General features: G+C 72.7%; 16 protein-coding genes and 1 riboswitch. Of the genes, 9 read left to right on the forward strand and 7 right to left on the reverse strand.

Annotated features, from left to right (window positions below; all coding sequences use genetic code 11):
• Positions 1-50: 50 nt before the first annotated feature.
• Complete coding sequence (locus tag SVTN_RS38270; RefSeq protein WP_041133170.1) at positions 51-554, forward strand: NUDIX domain-containing protein; 504 nt, start codon at positions 51-53, stop codon at positions 552-554.
• Positions 555-596: 42 nt separating this feature from the next.
• Here SVTN_RS38270 and SVTN_RS38275 read toward each other — a convergent pair whose 3' ends face one another.
• Complete coding sequence (locus tag SVTN_RS38275; RefSeq protein ID WP_041134722.1) at positions 597-1,124, reverse strand: AMIN-like domain-containing (lipo)protein; 528 nt, start codon at positions 1,122-1,124, stop codon at positions 597-599.
• 109 nt (positions 1,125-1,233) lie between these two features.
• On the opposite strand from SVTN_RS38275, the gene SVTN_RS45965 reads away from it, so the two are divergent.
• The 3 genes from SVTN_RS45965 (at position 1,234) to SVTN_RS38290 (ending at position 2,864) form a co-directional block, all read left to right on the forward strand.
• The gene (locus SVTN_RS45965) at positions 1,234-2,019 is read left to right on the forward strand and encodes a DUF6629 family protein (protein WP_041133171.1); all 786 of its coding nucleotides are present in this window, start codon (positions 1,234-1,236) and stop codon (positions 2,017-2,019) included.
• Positions 2,020-2,026: 7 nt separating this feature from the next.
• A complete protein-coding gene (locus SVTN_RS38285) occupies positions 2,027-2,239 on the forward strand; it encodes a hypothetical protein (RefSeq protein WP_245727812.1) in 213 nt (70 codons plus the stop codon).
• A gap of 124 nt (positions 2,240-2,363) precedes the next feature.
• The gene (locus SVTN_RS38290) at positions 2,364-2,864 is read left to right on the forward strand and encodes a peptidylprolyl isomerase (RefSeq protein ID WP_041133173.1); all 501 of its coding nucleotides are present in this window, start codon (positions 2,364-2,366) and stop codon (positions 2,862-2,864) included.
• 102 nt (positions 2,865-2,966) lie between these two features.
• On the opposite strand, the gene SVTN_RS38295 is transcribed toward SVTN_RS38290, so the two are convergent.
• The 3 genes from SVTN_RS38295 to SVTN_RS38305 all read right to left on the reverse strand — a co-directional run bounded on the left by SVTN_RS38295 (position 2,967) and on the right by SVTN_RS38305 (position 6,839).
• The gene (locus tag SVTN_RS38295; RefSeq protein WP_041133174.1) at positions 2,967-3,803 is read right to left on the reverse strand and encodes an NAD(P)H-binding protein; all 837 of its coding nucleotides are present in this window, start codon (positions 3,801-3,803) and stop codon (positions 2,967-2,969) included.
• A 129-nt stretch (positions 3,804-3,932) separates the two neighbouring features.
• Positions 3,933-4,181, reverse strand: a complete 249-nt coding sequence (locus SVTN_RS38300; protein ID WP_041133175.1) for a type B 50S ribosomal protein L31 — start codon at positions 4,179-4,181, stop codon at positions 3,933-3,935.
• Between the two features lie 126 nt (positions 4,182-4,307).
• On the reverse strand, positions 4,308-6,839 hold the full coding sequence (locus SVTN_RS38305; protein ID WP_041133176.1) for a SpoIIE family protein phosphatase: 2,532 nt from the start codon (positions 6,837-6,839) through the stop codon (positions 4,308-4,310).
• A 234-nt stretch (positions 6,840-7,073) separates the two neighbouring features.
• Between SVTN_RS38305 and SVTN_RS38310 the strand changes: the two genes are divergently transcribed.
• The 3 genes from SVTN_RS38310 (at position 7,074) to SVTN_RS38320 (ending at position 10,068) form a co-directional block, all read left to right on the forward strand.
• Positions 7,074-7,838, forward strand: a complete 765-nt coding sequence (locus SVTN_RS38310) for an alpha/beta fold hydrolase (RefSeq protein WP_041133177.1) — start codon at positions 7,074-7,076, stop codon at positions 7,836-7,838.
• Positions 7,839-7,979: 141 nt separating this feature from the next.
• Entirely contained in the window at positions 7,980-8,573 is a 594-nt protein-coding gene (locus SVTN_RS38315; protein WP_041133178.1) for an LURP-one-related family protein, read from the forward strand.
• 190 nt (positions 8,574-8,763) lie between these two features.
• A complete protein-coding gene (locus SVTN_RS38320; RefSeq protein WP_041133179.1) occupies positions 8,764-10,068 on the forward strand; it encodes a phosphoribosyltransferase family protein in 1,305 nt (434 codons plus the stop codon).
• Here the strand turns inward: SVTN_RS38320 and SVTN_RS38325 are convergent.
• Positions 10,052-10,942, reverse strand: coding sequence for a transglycosylase SLT domain-containing protein (locus SVTN_RS38325; protein WP_041133180.1), 891 nt, complete (start codon positions 10,940-10,942; stop codon positions 10,052-10,054). The genes SVTN_RS38320 and SVTN_RS38325 overlap by 17 nt on opposite strands.
• A 2-nt stretch (positions 10,943-10,944) precedes the next feature.
• Positions 10,945-11,103: riboswitch (cyclic di-AMP (ydaO/yuaA leader) on the reverse strand.
• 383 nt (positions 11,104-11,486) lie between these two features.
• Between SVTN_RS38325 and SVTN_RS38330 the strand changes: the two genes are divergently transcribed.
• Complete coding sequence (locus tag SVTN_RS38330; RefSeq protein ID WP_041133181.1) at positions 11,487-12,089, forward strand: DUF6197 family protein; 603 nt, start codon at positions 11,487-11,489, stop codon at positions 12,087-12,089.
• A gap of 58 nt (positions 12,090-12,147) precedes the next feature.
• Here SVTN_RS38330 and SVTN_RS38335 read toward each other — a convergent pair whose 3' ends face one another.
• Both SVTN_RS38335 and SVTN_RS38340 read right to left on the reverse strand, forming a co-directional pair.
• Entirely contained in the window at positions 12,148-14,172 is a 2,025-nt protein-coding gene (locus SVTN_RS38335) for a phosphocholine-specific phospholipase C (RefSeq protein ID WP_041133182.1), read from the reverse strand.
• Between the two features lie 166 nt (positions 14,173-14,338).
• Complete coding sequence (locus SVTN_RS38340) at positions 14,339-15,145, reverse strand: DeoR/GlpR family DNA-binding transcription regulator (RefSeq protein WP_041133183.1); 807 nt, start codon at positions 15,143-15,145, stop codon at positions 14,339-14,341.
• Positions 15,146-15,322: 177 nt separating this feature from the next.
• Between SVTN_RS38340 and SVTN_RS38345 the strand changes: the two genes are divergently transcribed.
• Positions 15,323-16,246 carry an SIS domain-containing protein gene (locus SVTN_RS38345; protein ID WP_041133184.1) on the forward strand — a complete coding sequence of 308 codons (924 nt, stop codon included), beginning with the start codon at positions 15,323-15,325 and terminating at the stop codon, positions 16,244-16,246.
• Positions 16,247-16,262 lie beyond the last annotated feature (16 nt).

Genomic DNA, 16,262 nt, shown 5'->3' on the forward strand with positions numbered 1-16,262 from the left:
GACCGCTTGGATGGAGGAGACCCATCCGGTCCGTCGAGAGAGAGCCGCCCATGGCGAACACCTGGCTGCCGCCCGCCGAGTACGTCGACACGCTGCCGAGAGCGACGGCGTACGCCTGCCTCTACTTCACCGACACAGCCGGCCGCCCCTTCCAGCTCCGGGCCACCTACCAGACCCGGCAGTGGCAGTGGCCCGGCGGCAACATGGACCCGGGGGAGACCCCCTGGGAGACCGCCGTGCGCGAGTGCCGGGAGGAGACCGGGCTCGTCTTCACCGGCGAGCCGCGCCTCCTCGCCGCCCACTTCGTCACGGACCGGGGCGAGGACTGGCCGGCCAACCACATCGGCTTCATCTTCGACGGCGGCGAGCTGACGGACGAGCAGATCGCCGCCGTCGTCCTCGATCCGGAGGAGCACAGCGAGTACCGCCTGCGCACCCTGGACGAGTGGGAACGGGAGATGCACCCGCGCGAGTTCGCCCGCCTCGTCGAGATCGACCGGGCGCGGAAGACCGGGGCGACCGTGTACGTGGAGACCGGCGCCACCGGAGCGTGAGTGCGGGGCCCGTCCGCCGGGACGGGCCCCGACCATGGGCGGTCAGCCCCGGCAGACCACGGGGTGGTGGTGGGCGATGTCGACGACGAACCGCTCCGGCGAGTGCAGCTGGAAGGTCTTGAACGCGGGCTTGTGGTCGAAGGCGGCTCCGATGGTGACCACGCCCTCGAAGTCGCCGGTCAGCGCGACCCCCTTGAGCGCGGGCAGATTGATCTTCACGAGCCGGGGGCCGTGATAGACGGACCGGCCGGCGTCGTCGTGGGCGGCGGCGGGGGAGAGCTTGATCTCCAGGAAGAACCTGCCCGGCAGCGGGACCCTGTTCCCCGATCCGTCGTAGCGCAGTGAACGGACCTGATGGACGGTGACCGGGGGCATCTTCCCCCGGACGTCGATCACGAGCCGGTCGAAGGTGGTGTGGCCGCCCCAGCGGGTGTTGACGACCAGGGCCGTGGCCGGGGTCGAGGTGCTCCGGGCCGGAGCGTTGGCCGCGCCTGCCGGGATCGTGGCGCCGATCCCGGCGGTCAGCAGGATTCCCGCGGCAGCGGCCGCGAGGGTGTGGCGGTGATGCATGACGTCCCCCAATTTCTGCTGTTCCGGGGACAGTGGTGTCACTGGCAGAGACAACCACCACAACCATACGGTTCCACCCGATATGAGGGATATAGGGTAAAAGTTCCTCATGTGCTGGAGTGCGACCGCCGACCTCTGGGCGGGCCTGGGGATCGGCGCGGTCGGCGTGGTCTCCCTCGCCTCCGTACGCCGCCCCGGGGACGCGCCGCTCGCTGCCCTGCCCCTGCTCCTCGGCGCCCACCAGCTCGTGGAGGCCGCCGTCTGGCACGCGGGCGGCGGCACCGGGCCCGCCACCCTCGCCTGGGCCGTGATCGCCCTCCCCCTGCTGCCCCTCTGGGTGCCGCTCGGCGTCCTGACCGCCGCCCGCCCCGCCACCCGGCCGCGCCGGTCGGTGCCGCTCACCGTCGCCGGGCCGCGCTTCCTCGTGCCGCCCGCCGTCGCCCGGCCGCGCCTGCTCGTGCCGCCCGCCGCCAACCGGTCGCGCCTCCTCGTGCCGTCCGCCGCCGACCGGTTGCGCCTGCTCGTGCCGCTCGCCGTCGGCCTCGCGACCGCCTCCGTCCTCGCGTACCGGCTCGCCACCCGCCCCGTGTCGGCCGAGACCCGCGGCCACACCCTCGGTTACACCGTCGACCTGCCGTACGCGCCGCTGGTCCTCGCCGGATACCTGCTCGCCACCATCGGTGCCCTGCTCCTCGCCCGCGACCGGCTCCTGCGGATCCTCGGGCTCGTCACCGGCGCCGGAGCGGCCGTCTGCGCCCTCCTGTGGCGCACCGAGTTCGTCTCCACCTGGTGCGCGCTCGCGGCGGTCGCGTCGCTGCTGCTGCTCGTCTGGGTCCGAAGGCGACCGAGGTCGGATCCGAACCCGACCGTAACCCGACGGCCTCTCAGTAGTTGACCAGGGCATGAAGAAGCGCAGCATGCTCGCCATCGCCTCCCTCGCCGCAGGCGTCGTCACCGCCCTCGTCACCCCGCCGCCGCAGGCCAGCGCCGCCGACAACCCCCTCGGCGGCGCCACAGGCCTCCTCCAGGAGGACGAGACCGCGCACGTCCTCCACGAGACCGTCCAGGGCGCCGAGGGCGCCCTCCAGAACCAGCAGGGCGGCGGACTGCTCTGACCCCGTGTCCCAGGTGGCGACCGGTGCCCCGCGTTCCCCACGGATCGCGGGGCACCGGCATGCCGTGACCCGGTAGGAGGCGGCCCGTGCGCGCGCCGTGTGTGACTAATGACAGGATGTCCCCATGAGCAACGAGAACGTTTACTTCGACATCACCATCAACGACGAGCCCGCGGGCCGCATCACCTTCAAGCTGTTCGACGACGTCGTCCCGAAGACGGCCGAGAACTTCCGCACGCTCGCGACCGGCGAGAAGGGCTTCGGCTACGCCGGTTCCCCGTTCCACCGCGTCATCCCGAACTTCATGCTGCAGGGCGGCGACTTCACCCGGGGCAACGGCACCGGCGGCAAGAGCATCTGGGGCGAGAAGTTCGACGACGAGAACTTCAAGCTGAAGCACGACCGCCCGTTCCTGCTCTCGATGGCGAACGCGGGCAAGAACACCAACGGCTCGCAGTTCTTCATCACCACGGTCGTCACCGACTGGCTCGACGGCAAGCACGTCGTCTTCGGCGAGGTCGTCGAGGGCCAGGACCTGGTCAAGAAGATCGAGTCCCTCGGCTCCGCCTCCGGCGCCACCAAGGCCACCATCAAGGTCGACAAGTCCGGCATCGTGCAGGCCTGATCGCCTTCGCGATCTGAGTGAGGGCCCGGTGCCCTCGCTCGCCCACCCGGCCGGGGCGGGGAACGCGGTCCCACGGACGCGCGTCCCCGCCTTCGCCGCGTCTCAGGCGAAGGCGAGCGCGTTCCGCTCCGCCCACGCCGAGAAGGGCCGAGGCGCCCGCCCGAGCACCCGCTCCACGTCGGGGCTCACCCGCCGCTCGTTCGCGCGGGGTTCGCCCATCACCGACAGCATCCCGTCGACGGCCTCCTCCGGCAGGAACCGCACGAGCTGGGCCCGGGCCTCGCTCGCGCTCTGCGCCACGAACTCCACCGGAGCACCCAGCGCGCCGGCGAGCGCCCGCACCTGTTCGCGCGGCGAGACCGCGACCGGGCCGGTCAGGACGTACGTCCGCCCGGCATGCGCCGGGTCGCGCAGCGCGGCGGCCGCGACCTCGGCGATGTCCGCCGGATCCACCACCGGCAGCGCCACATCGGCGAACGGCGCCGTGACGGTACGGGCGGAGCGCACCGGCTCGGCCCAGAGGAAGGCGTTGGACGCGAAGCCGCCGGGCCGCAGCACCGTCCACTCGACGCCCGACTCCCGTACCGCCGTCTCGAACGCGCGCAGGATCTCGTGCGACACCGAACCGGTCCGCGTCCCCACCAACTGCGAGGACTGGAACACGATCCGCCGCACTCCGCAGGCCACCGCCGCCGCCACGATCTCGCGCGGACGCAGCTCGTCCCCGAGCCCCGCGACGAGCAGGTACACGGCCTCGGCACCCTCGAACAGCCCCTTGAGGCCGTCGACATCGGCCAGGTCGCCCTGCCGGTGCGTCACACCGGCGGGCAGGCCCTCGGCCGGACGGCGGCTCACCGCCGTGACCTCCTCGCCGGCCGCGGCCAGCAGCTCCACCAGCGGACGTCCGACGTTTCCGGTCGCTCCGGTCACCACGATCACAGCTGTTCCCCTCCAGGGAATCCAGGGAGTCCATGGCGGAGCGCGAGCGCCCCGCCGTCTTCGTGACCTCATCCTGGAAGGGGAACTGGCCATCTCCTGGCCAGTTTCAGGAGCCGATTCTCCCCGGGGTCACTCCTCCTCGCCGAAGCGCCGCTGGAACTTGGCGATCCGGCCCTCGGAGTCCACGGTCCGCGCCGTGCCCGTGTAGAACGGGTGGCTCTCGGAGGAGATCTCGACGTCGATCACGGGGTACGTGTTGCCGTCGTCCCACTCGATGGTCCGGTCGCTGGTCGCGGTGGACCGGGTCAGGAACGCGTACCCCGCCGAGCGGTCGCGGAACACCACGGGGCCGTACTCGGGCTGCTTGTCCTTCTGCACGTGTCCTCCTCGGGCTGCCGCCCTGGCTCGTCCGGCCGCCTGATCGGCGCGGCACCACCCAGCCTCCCCGCGCCCACGGCCCCCGACCAGCGCCACGCGCCCGACCGGGTGACGGGCCGGGAAGGCTCAGTCGCCGTCCGCCCACCGTGCCGCGAGCAGCAACGCGATGTCGTCCGGCCGGGACGTGGCCGCCCGGGCCTCCCGGATCAGCCGGTCGGCCGCCTCCGCGAGCGGCAGCGAACCGGTCGCGGCGAAGGCGTGGCTCAGCCGCTCGATCCCCTCGTCGATGTCGCGGCCCGGCCGCTCCACCAGGCCGTCCGTGAACAGCGCGAGGACGTCCCCGGGCGCCAGCCGCAGCCGCGTCACCGGGTACGAGGCCCGGGCGTCGACCCCCAGGACCATCCCGCCCGCCAGGTCGACCGACTGCGTCGTCCCGTCCGGCCGCCGCAGCAACGGCTGCGGATGCCCTGCCCGCACCGCCCGCGCGTCGCCCGTCTCCGGATCGAACAGTACGTAGCAGCAGCTCGCGAACTGCCCCGGGTCCAGGTCGATCAGGAGCCGGTTGGTGCCCCGCATCACGTCCTGCGGGCGATGGCCCCCCAGCGCGAACGCCCGGACGGCGCTGCGCAGCTGCCCCATGGTGGCCGCGGCCGCCACGCCGTGCCCCTGCACGTCACCGATCACCAGGGCGAGCCGCCCCTGATCCGTCTCGATCACGTCGTACCAGTCGCCGCCCACGTCCATCCCCTGCGTGCCCGGCAGGTAGCGGCCCACCGTGTCCACCCCGTCCCGCACCGGCAGCCGGTGCGGGAGCAGCGCGTCCTGCAGTCCCCGCGCGACCGCCGACTCCGTGTCGTACCGCTGCGCCCGCTCCAGGGCCTGGGCGATCAGCCCCGCGAGCGCCGTGAGGACCGTCCGCTCCTCCGGGCTGAAGCCGCGCGGCTCGTCGAAGCCGAGGATGCAGGAGCCCACCGGCCGGCCCGAGGCGATCAGGGGGAGGAAGGCCCGCGCGCCCGAGTGCGCGTCCATCGGGAGGTCGGGATACGCCCGGCTCAGCTGCTCCATGGACTCGAAGAAGAGCGGCCTGCCGGTCGTCAGGGTCTCCACGCCCGGCAGCCGGGTGTCCAGGGCCACCCCGTCGAAGGGTTCGAGGAATCCCGGCGGGAATCCCGTCTCCCATGCCAGGTAGAGGCGCCGGTCGCTCAGCAGGTAGATCGCCAGCTGCCGCCCGCCGAACGCCGGCAGCAGCTCCTCCGTCACCACCGCCGACACCTGGCGTGCCGTCACCGCCTCGGAGAGCGCGATCGCCAGGGCCACCGGCCGGTACAGGGCCGCCGCCCGGTCGCCGGCTGCGGACAGGACGTCGTCCGTCCTGCGGGTGTGCGCGTCGTCCGGCGCGTGCCGGGCCGGATTCTCCTCCGGGACCAGCACCATCGTCACCCCGTCCCGACCCGGGTGGAGCGAGACCGACAGCCACCGGCCCCGTTCCGGACGGGCCAGGAAGCGCACCGGTTCGCCGGAGAGCAGGGAGGCGCGCAGCTGCTCCTCGTGGAAGGGGTGACCGAACCAGGGCAGCGCCTCCCACAGCGTCCGGCCCGCCAGCGCCCCGCGCGGCCGGCCCAGGAGCTGCTCGGTGCGCTCGTTGACGTACGTGACGCGGCCGAGCCGGTCGATCGCCAGGATCGCCCGCGGCAGCCGGTCCGTGGCGTCCGAACCGACCAGACCCGTACCGAGGTCCACGAGCGTGCCTTCGAGCCGCCCGCCGCCCGGAGGGCCCGTCCCCGGCGCGGTCCGTCGTGCCCGCGCGGACACCTCGAGCAGGTGCAGGCCGCCGTCCGGGCCCTTCAGCCGGATCCTGCGGACCGGCGGCCGCCCGTCCGCCCCCGTGGCCTGCCGGGCCGCCGCCCACAGCGCGTACCCGTCCTCGGGATCGAGGAGGGACGTCAGCACCTCGATCGAGCAGGGCGAGACGGCTCCCGTCCCGAGGATGGCGAGGAGTCCGTCGTCCAGCGTGACCATGCCCGTGTCCAGGTCCCAGGCGAAGGAGCCGAACCGGACCGGCGGTCCCGAACCGGTGGGCAGCTGCACGCACACCGGGTCGCCGGGCCACTCGACCTCCGTCCCCTGCCGGGCCAGGTCGGCCAGGGCCTCGCCGAGGCGGAGCGCGCCCCGCGTCATCCGGCTCCGGTCCCGGGCGTCCACGGGTACCCCCGGGCTCGGCGCCCGCAGCGCCACGAGAACGCCGAAGCGCTCACGGCCGGCGGTCACCGGCGCGTACAGCGAGGCGAACGGGAACGGCAGGCTCGCGACCAGCTGGGGGAACCGCCGCATGGCCTCCTCGACGTCGGGCAGGTGGACGGACTGCCCGGATCGGTGGGCCTCCGCGACGGGGAACGGCCGGTTCGCGTGCATCCGCCACCACGGACGGAACAACGGCCCCGGCAGCCCCACCAGGACCGCGAGCCGCAGCAGCCCAGGGGTCCCGGAGCGCAGGTACACCCCGCCCGCGTAACCGCCGACCTCCTCCACCGTCGCCAGTGCGGCCTCCGCGAGGGCCCACGTCAGCGCGCCGGAAGCGGGCCCGTCGTCGGCTCCGTTCCCGGACGGACGCCCGGTGCCGCCCGCCGGGCCGGGGCCGGACGCGCCGTGCGAGGTCACACAGCCAGCATGCGCCCGAGGTGAAAGCACCCGCATCCCGGCCCCTGCACGTGACGGGCCCTCGACCCCGGAACGTGACGGGTCCCCGACCCCGGGACGTGACGGATCCCGGCCCCGACACGCTCCCGCGCGCCCCGGGCGACGGTGTTGACCCCACGCGTCCGTGCCGTCACACTCGGTCGTCGACCGCCGCCATCGGCGCGCGGCGCCACGACCTCGCGAGCAGGGGGCACGATGACGGGCCAGGTTCTTCCGTACGACGTACACGGCGAAGGCCCCGGGAGGGCCCTCGTGCTGCACAACTGGTTCGGCGACCGCACCAGCTTCGCCCCGCTGCGCGCCCACCTGGACGGCGCCGTCGGCACGTACGCCTTCGTCGACTGCCGGGGCTACGGCGAGGCCCTCGACCACGCGGGCGCCTACACGATGGAGGAGGTCGCGGCCGACGCCCTCGCGGTCGCCGACGACCTCGGCTGGGACTCCTTCTCCGTCATCGGCCACTCGATGGGCGGCAAGGCGGCTCAGCTGATGCTCCTCGACGCCCCGGAGCGGATCCGTTCGATCATCGGCGTCTCGCCGGTCTCCGCCGCCGGCTTCCCGCTCGACGGGGAGACCTGGGAGCTCTTCGCCGGAGCCGCCGACGAACCGGCCAACCGGCGCGCGATCATCGACAACACCACCGGCGGCCGCTACGACGACGCCTGGCTGAGCGCACTCGTCGACCGTTCCGTCACCCGGTCCTCCGCGACGGCCTTCCGCGCCTACCTGGACTCCTGGTCCCGCACCGACTTCCACGAGCGGGTCCGCGACAACCCCGCCCCCGTCCTGCTCGTCGTCGGCGCCCACGACCCCGCGCTCGGCAGCGAGGCGATGGAGGCCACCTGGCTGCGGTGGTACCCCAACGCGCGCCTCGAAGTCCTCAAGGACGCCGGCCACTACGCCCCCGAGGAGACCCCGCAGGCCCTCGCCGAGGCCATCGAGGCCTTCCTCGGCGCCTGAGGCCGTCGATCTCATCCGAAAGTCGTCGGAGACGACGACTTTCGAGGACAGCGGCGGGGCCCCTCGGCAGTGGATCATCGTGCTCACGACCTCAGGGGGCGGTCTTCCAGGGACCGTCCACGACCGGCAGGAGCACAACCGATGGGCCTCGCGCAGTCGCAGCACCGCTTTCTCGTACGCCAGAAGGTGACGCTCCTGGCCAACCGCTATCTGGTGCACACTGTCGGCCCGGACGGCAAGGAGGGCGAACTCGTCGCCTTCGCCCACCAGAAGAGGATGGCGCTCAAGGAGCACGTCACCTTCTACACCGACGAGTCCAGGCGTCAGGTCCTCTTCACCTTCAAGGCCCGCCAGGTCATCGACCTCGGTGCGACGTACGACGTGATGGGCGCCTCCGGCACCCGACTGGGCAGCTTCCGCAAGGACTTCGGCGCGTCCTTGCTGCGGAGCACCTGGCACCTGAGCCGGGAGGGCGAGACGGGCGAGGCCACGGGGCAGGAGCGGAACGAGGTGGTGGCGCTGCTGCGGCGCGCCTGGGAGTTCCTGCCCCTGGACCTCGTCCCGTTCGTCGTGCCGTACCACTTCGACTTCGCCGAGGGCGGGCGCTCCGTCATGTCGGTCGACAAGCTGTTCGGGATCCGGGACCGGTACGTGCTCGACATAGCCGACCCCGAGCTCGACCGGCGACTCGCGATAGCCCAGACCGTGGCCCTCGACGCCCTGCAGTCCCGCTGACCGGGCCGCCCCTTCCACCGGGGGCCCGCCCTCTTCACCGGAGACCGCCCCGCCCACCGGGGGCCCGCTCCGCCCACCGGGCCTGCCCCCGTCGACCGGCTCGGCCCGTCTACCCTGGAGAGACGGGCGGGGGACGGGACACACCGTTCCTCCCCGCGCCCGAGCCGCGTGGACGGAAGGGCGGCGGACCATGTTCTTCAGCGATCGCAGTGACGCGGGGCGGCAGCTCGCCGCCCGGCTCGACCACCTCAAGGGCCATGACGTCGTGATCCTCGGGCTTCCACGGGGTGGCGTGCCGGTCGCCGCGGAGGTCGCGGACGCCCTCGACGCACCGCTCGACATCTGCCTCGTACGGAAGCTGGGGGTGCCCCACCAGCCGGAGCTCGCGATGGGGGCGCTCGGAGAGGGCGGCGTGCGGGTGCTCAACGAGCGGGTGATCAGCGAGACCCGCGTGAGCGAGCGTGACCTCGCCGCCGTGGAGGAGCGTGAGCACGCCGAGCTGGAGCAGCGGGCCCTCCGCTACCGGGGCAGCCGGCCTTCCGTGCCCCTCGAGGGGCGGACGGTCGTCGTGGTCGACGACGGGCTGGCCACGGGGGCCACGGCACTGGCGGCCTGCCGGGTGGTACGGGCCCGGGGCGCCGCCCGGATCATCCTCGCGGTCCCGGTGGCACCACGGGGCTGGACGGCCCGCCTCGGCGGCGAGGCCGACGAGACCGTCAGCGTGCACGCGCCGGAGCTGTTCTTCGCGATCGGGCAGTTCTACCGGGACTTCTCGCAGACCCCGGACGCCGAGGTCATCGCCTGTCTGGACCGGAACAGGGCCCAGCGTGCCCCCGTCGTGCAGGACACGGACGTACGGATCCCGGTCACCGACGTCACCCTCAGTGGGCGACTCGCGGTGCCCGAGGACGCGGGAGGCATCGTCCTCTTCGCCCACGGCAGCGGCAGCAGCCGGCACAGCCCCCGGAACCGGGCGGTCGCCGCGGTGCTCAACCGGGCGGGCCTGGGGACGCTGCTCTTCGACCTGCTGACCGAGGCGGAGGCGACGGACCGGGCCCATGTCTTCGACACCCCGCTGCTCGCCGGGCGGCTCGCCGGGGCCACGGAGTGGCTGGCAGGGCGGCCCGAGAGCGCCGGCCTCCCGCTCGGGTACTTCGGCGCGAGCACGGGCGCGGCCGCCGCGCTGTGGGCGGCGGGCGATCCCGAGTCCCCGGTGAGCGCCGTCGTCTCGCGCGGCGGCCGGCCGGACCTCGCGGCCGAGCGCCTGGCCCAGGTGCGCGCCCCGACGCTCCTGGTGGTGGGCGGCGCGGACGCGCTGGTCCTGGACCTCAACCGGCGGGCCCTGGCCATGCTGCGCTGTGAGAACCGGCTTTCCGTCGTGGGCGGCGCCGGCCACCTCTTCGAGGAGCCGGGCGCCCTGGAGGAGGTGGCGGACCTCGCCACCTCCTGGTTCGCCGAGCACTTCCGGCGTCAGGGCGTCAGTACGCCGAGTTGACGTTGTCGATGGAGCCGTAGCGGTCGGCCGCGTAGTTGCAGGCGGCGGTGATGTTGGCGACCGGGTCGAACAGGTCCATGGACGTGCCGGGCACGTGGTAGGCGAGGAAGGTCGGCTCGATGACCTGGAGCAGGCCCTTCGAGGGGGTGCCGGCGGCGGCGTTGGAGTCCCAGAGGTTGATGGCCTGGGGGTTGCCGGAGGACTCGCGCATGACGTTGCGGTAGATGCCGTCGTAGGACCCGGGGATGCCCCGCTGGCCCATGATGGCCAGCGACTCGCGGATCCAGCCGTCGAGGTTGTCGGCGTAGTTCGTGGCGGCGGCCGGGGCCGCCTTGACGGCGGCGGGGACGGCGGCGACGGCCGGAGCGGCCGCGGCGGCGGAGGCGCCCGTGCCGGTGGCGACGGCGGGGGTGGCCGACCGGCGCTCGGAGCGGCTCGCCCGCTCGGCCGTGGCGGATTTCTCCGTCTTCGCCTGCGTGGGGACGGCCTTCGCGGAATCCCGACGAATCGTCAGTTCGAGACCGGGGCGAATGAGTGACGGGTTGTCACCCACGACGCTCTTGTTGGCACGGTAAAGGCTCTTCCAGCCGCCCTGAATTCCCTTCTTGTGGGCGATCAGGGAAAGCGAGTCACCGCTGACGACGGTGTACGTGTGGGCGGCGGCCGGGGCGGCGGGTGCCTTGGCCGCGACCGGCGCGGCGGGAGCGGCGAGGGACTGGGCCGCGATCTCCGGGGCGCCGGACACGGGCGCGGCGCCGGCGACGGCCGGGGCGATCAGCGGCAGGGCCAGTGCGGCGCCACCCGTGCCGACCAGGGCGAGGCCGCGGGAGACGTGGCCGCGGCGGGGACGGCGGTGCTTACCGTGAGCAGGCATGACGGTTTCCTCTCCGGCGCCTGCGGGGTGAGCTGTCGGGTTCGGACGGGAGATGTCCGGCCGCGCGCACGCGGCTGCACCCCGAGCCGTTCCGGATTCCGGACCGGCGTATTCGTGGGTCCCCCGCTCCTGCCGTCGGGTGAAAAGGGAGGTTTACCGAGCGGCGGCAGGATTGGGCGTTCCGCTCGAATGGAGGTGACCGTAGGCCAGTAATGCGATGGATAACAAGATGGGTGGATCCCGGATATGGGGGAATGGATCACGGAATTCGGGTAATTCAAGATCGATGTCATCCCGGAAGTGTTGAAATCCCTTGCCCGGTATGGGGTGAGGGGAGGGGGTGCCGAGTGGCGGGGTGAGGTGAGTGAGTCGCGTCACCCGGAGTGGAATGTCCGAATATGAGGGGTAATTCCGAGCTGGGTAAATAGGGCGGAAATACCTGTGATGAGGTGTTCGGGTGAGGCTGCGCTCCCCGGTGGGGTCAAAAGTCGCAAAACCGACATTCATCCTGAAAGATGGAGGGAGTCGACCCAGGAGTCACTCCATGCCGCCCTCCCCCTCCCTGCTCAGCCCCGACACCCTCGACCGCGAGGCGGCCGCCCTCTTCGAGAGCGCCACCTGGCAGCGGATCGTCACGGACTGGACCGCACCCGAGGAGCCGCCACCGGCGGAGGAAGGCTGGCGGGAGCTGCTCAGCGTCCCGGTCGACCGGCTCGTGGCCGACGCCCTCGCCGCCCTGCCGCCGGAGCTCCCCGCCGAGCGCCGGCTCCCCGGCCGGCTCGGAGCCGTACTGCCGGACCGGCTGCATGCCTGGCGCCGCATCGGGCAGGCCGAGCTGCGTCCCTCGGTCCACCTCGGCTACGCGCGCCTGGTGCTGACGGAGTGGGGCTGGCAGAACGCCCCGTACAAGCTGCGTGACGCACGCGGGGCCCGCTGCGTCTGCGGCGCCCTCCTCGCCGCCCACCGGCTCGGCTACGGGGGTGCGGACACCATGAACGAGGCGGCCGCCTGGATCATGACCGAGCTCCGGTCGCGCGGGTGGCAGGGGCTGATCGGGCCGTGGAACCGGGCGCCCGGCCGTACGGCCGCCGACGCGGTGGCCCTCCTCGATGCCACGGTCCGCCGCGCCGCGCACGCCGGCCGCTGACACCGCGCGCGTGCCGGGCGGCGACCGGAAGGCCGCCGCCCGGCACGCGGGGGAGTGGTCAGCCGCTGACGCTCGGGGCTCCGGTCTCGATGTGGCCGGTGTACCGGCGCGACCAGGTCCCGTCGATGTCGGCCAGGATCGTGAAGTCGTACCAGCCGTCGTTGTAGGCCACCGCGTTGAAGAAGTCCTCGCGGCTGGAGTTCGCCGGCACCGTGTACGTCCACGGACCGTCCGAGCGGTAGGCGTTCGAGCGGATCGTGAAGGTGACCGGACCGGCCGAGGCGTTGGTCATCTTGAACCAGACGGCCGTCTTGCCCGTCCCCGCGTCGGGCGCGAACCGGGCCGCCACCTCGACGGCCTTGCCCGCCTTGGAGGCGTCCCCGATGAACCGGCGCAGGAAGCGGTTGGGGCCCATCATCGAGATGTCGTACTTCCCGGACCCCGAGCCGAGGCCGATGTTGAAGTAGTCCGTGGCCGTGGTGCCGGGGTCGACGGTGTACTGCCAGGCGGCCGTGTCCCGGTACTGGTGCGGGTGGATCGAGAAGTGCGCCGACCGCTTGGCCTCCGCGCCCTGGTTGGTCATCGAGAACCAGGCCAGGATCTTGCCCGCGGCGCCGAACTCGAAGCGGTCGAGGTTGCCGTTGACCTGGTAGGGCAGGGCGCGCGCCGGGCGGGTGCCGGGCTCCTGGGCGGGCAGCGCGTTGTTCTGGGGGGCCGGGTTCGGCAGCGGGCCGCAGGTGGCCTGTCCGATGACCTTCGCCGTGGAGGGGAGGCCGGCGGGCACTCCGTACACCGGGTTGGCGAAGTCGAAGACCCCGGTCAGATCGCCCGTCACCTTCCGCCGCCAGGCGCTGATGTTGGGGCAGGTCGCCGGGGTGCCGAGGGCCGCCGTCCAGGTCTCCATGAAGCGCAGCACCGAGGTGTGGTCGAAGACCTCGGAGCTCACCCAGCCACCCCGGGTCCACGGGGACATGACAATCATCGGAACGCGGAAGCCCAGGCCGATCGGCACGCCGTCGAGGTACTCGCCCGCGGTGCCCGGAGGGGCGACCGGCGGCGGCACGTGGTCGAAGAAGCCGTCGTTCTCGTCGTAGTTGAGGAACAGCACCGTGGAGTCGAACACATCGGCGTTCGCGGCCAGCGCGCGGTAGACGAGGTCGACGAAGTGGGCGCCGTCCCCCGGAGGGGCGTACGGGTGCTCGGAGAAGGCCTCGTTCGCGACCACCCACGACACCTGCGGCAGGGTGCCCGCGACGACGTCGGCGCGGATCGCCGCGGCGATGTCGTCCGGCGTCGAGCCGGTCACCTTCGGGACCGAACCCATGCCCCGGTCGTACAGCGGGTCCCCGGGCTTCGCGTCGGTGAACTTCTTGAAGTACGCGAGGCCGTTGTCGCCGTAGTTGTCCTGGGCGTTCTGGTAGACCTTCCAGCTCACCCCGGCGCGCTGGAGCGCCTCGGCGTACGACTCCCAGGTGAGGCCCGACTCGTCGCCCCCGTCCTTGCTGGAGCCGTCGATCTTCCCGCTCCACAGGAACGTGCGGTTGGGGCCCGTGGCGCTCAGCGTCGAGCAGAAGTACGCGTCGCAGATCGTGTAGTTGTCGGCGAGCGCGTAGTGGAAGGGGATGTCCCCGCGGTCGAGGTGGCCGAGCGTCCGGGTGTTGCCCACGCCCGTGACCCAGTTGTCGAGGCGTCCCTTGTTCCAGGCGGCGTGCTGCGAGGTCCAGCTGTGCGGCAGGTCGCCGTTGCACTGCGCGAGGGTCTCGCCGTCGACGCCGCCGGCGGGCGGGGTGTCGCTGAGCTTCCAGGGGTACTGGCGGCCGCCCCAGTTGGGCTGGTTGAACATGCCCCAGCCGCCGGGCAGATTGCCCGCGGCGCGGTCGCCGAAGCCCCGCACGCCCTTCAGGGTCCCGAAGTAGTGGTCGAAGCTGCGGTTCTCCTGCATGAGGATCACCACGTGCTTCACGTCCGTGATGGTGCCGGTCGCGGTGCTCGTGGCGGCGGACGCCTGGACCGGAGGCAGCGCGGCCCCCGCCACGAGCCCCGCGCCGATCCCGACGAATCCCCTGCGGCTGATGGGAAGCATGCCCCGCCTCTCCTGTCACGGTGTGCCCCAGCGGCACGTCGGAGACATGATGGGGGAGAGGGGCTTAAAGGTATACAGCCGTGCGGTAATTACTGCGTGAACGCGCAGAGTCCATGGAGCAAGAGGCTCTCAATTGGTCCACCTTCAGACCAATGTGCCACACGGCTCAGACGGCGAGGACCTTCACTCCGGCCTCGCCGAGCTGCGCGACCGTCTCCGGGGCGATGCCGGTGTCCGTCACGAGCAGGTCGATCCGGTCCAGACCGCAGATCCGCGCGAACGCCCTGCGGCCCATCTTCGAGGAGTCGGTCACCACGACGACCCGGCTCGCCCGCTCCGCGAAGAGCCGGCTGATGCTCGCCTCGTCCTCCTGATGCGCCATCACGCCGAGCTCGGGGTCGACCCCGTCGACGCCGAGCACCACCACGTCGAGCACGACCTCCTTGAGCACCCCGACCGTCAGCGGGCCCACCAGTTCGTACGTCTGGGGCCGGGCGACGCCGCCCGTGGTGACGATCTTGATCTGCGGGCGCACCGCCAGCTCGCCCGCGATGTTGAGCGCGTTGGTGACCACCGTCAGTGCGGGCCCGGCCGGCACCGCGGCCCCCGGAGTCTCGGCGCGGCCGCTCGCGAACCGCAGCGCGAGCGCCCGCGCGACCTCCGTCGTCGTCGTGCCCCCGTTGAGTCCGACGACCTCGCCGGGCGCGACCAGATCCGCCACCGCCTCCGCGATCCGCCGCTTCTCCGGCGCGTGCCGCGTCGACTTGTAGCGCAGCGGGAGCTCGTACGAGACGCCGTGCGCGACCGCCCCGCCCCGCGTCCGTACGAGGAGCTGCTGCTCGGCGAGCTCGTCGAGGTCCCGGCGGATCGTGGCGGCGGAGACGTCGAGCGCGGCCGCCGCCTCCTCCACCTCCAGCTTCCCCGAGGCCGCGAGGAGCTCCAGAAGTGTGTTCCACCGCTCGTGCTTGGACATGGATCCCTCCCTACCGCCGGGGCCGTGCCCGCATGACCACCCCGCTCGTGCGCTCGTCCGATTCTAGCCGTCGACGGGCGCGGGATCTGGAAAGAGGATGCATGTTTCTGCTTGAATGAGCGTGACTTCAAGCATTTTCCATCATCAATCGCGCACTCTTCTTGCAAGGAGATCGGCATGACCACCACCCGCACCGCCGTGGAGATCGCCTCCCAGCCGGCGACCTGGCGCCAGGCGGCCCGCACCCTGTCCCAGCACGTCGCGGCCCTGCCCCGACGTGGCGAGCGGGTCGCGGTGATCGGCTGCGGCACCTCCTGGTTCATGGCCCTCGCCTACGCGGAGCTGCGCGAGTCCGGCGGCCACGGCGAGACCGACGCCTTCGCGGCCTCCGAGTTCCCCTACGGCCGCCGCTACGACCGGGTCGTGGCCATCACCCGCTCCGGCACCACCAGCGAGGTCCTCGCCGTTCTGTCCCGGCTGCGCGGCACGGTCCCCACCGGCGCGATCACCGCGGACCCCACGACCCCGGTGATGGACCTCGCCGACGAGGTCGCCGTCCTCGACTTCGCCGACGAGGAGTCCGTCGTCCAGACCCGCTTCGCGACCACCGTGCTCGCCCTGTTCCGCGCCCACCTGGAGTCCGAGGACGCCCTCCCGGAGGGACTCGGCACCGTCGAGGACGCCGCGCGCGACGCCGAGCAGGCCCTCGCCTCCCCGCTCGACGAGAGCGTGCGCACGGCCGAGCAGTTCACCTTCCTCGGCTCCGGCTGGACCTACGGACTCGCCCTGGAGGCGGGCCTGAAGATGCGCGAGGCGGCCGGCGCCTGGACCGAGGCGTACCCGGCCATGGAGTACCGCCACGGCCCCATCAGCATCACCGGCCCCGGCCGCGTGACCTGGGGCTTCGGCGCCCTGCCCGCCGGACTCGCGGACGAGGTGCGCAAGGTCGGCGGCACCCTCGCCGAGAGCGACCTCGACCCGCTCGCCGACCTCGTGCGCGCCCAGCGGCTCGCCGTCGCGGTCGCCGAGGCCCAGGGGCTCAACCCGGACACCCCGCGGAACCTGACCCGCTCCGTCGTCCTCACCGACGTCCATGCCTGACCGCTGCCCCGCACCC

The organism is Streptomyces vietnamensis, from assembly GCF_000830005.1.
GTDB lineage: Bacteria > Actinomycetota > Actinomycetes > Streptomycetales > Streptomycetaceae > Streptomyces > Streptomyces vietnamensis.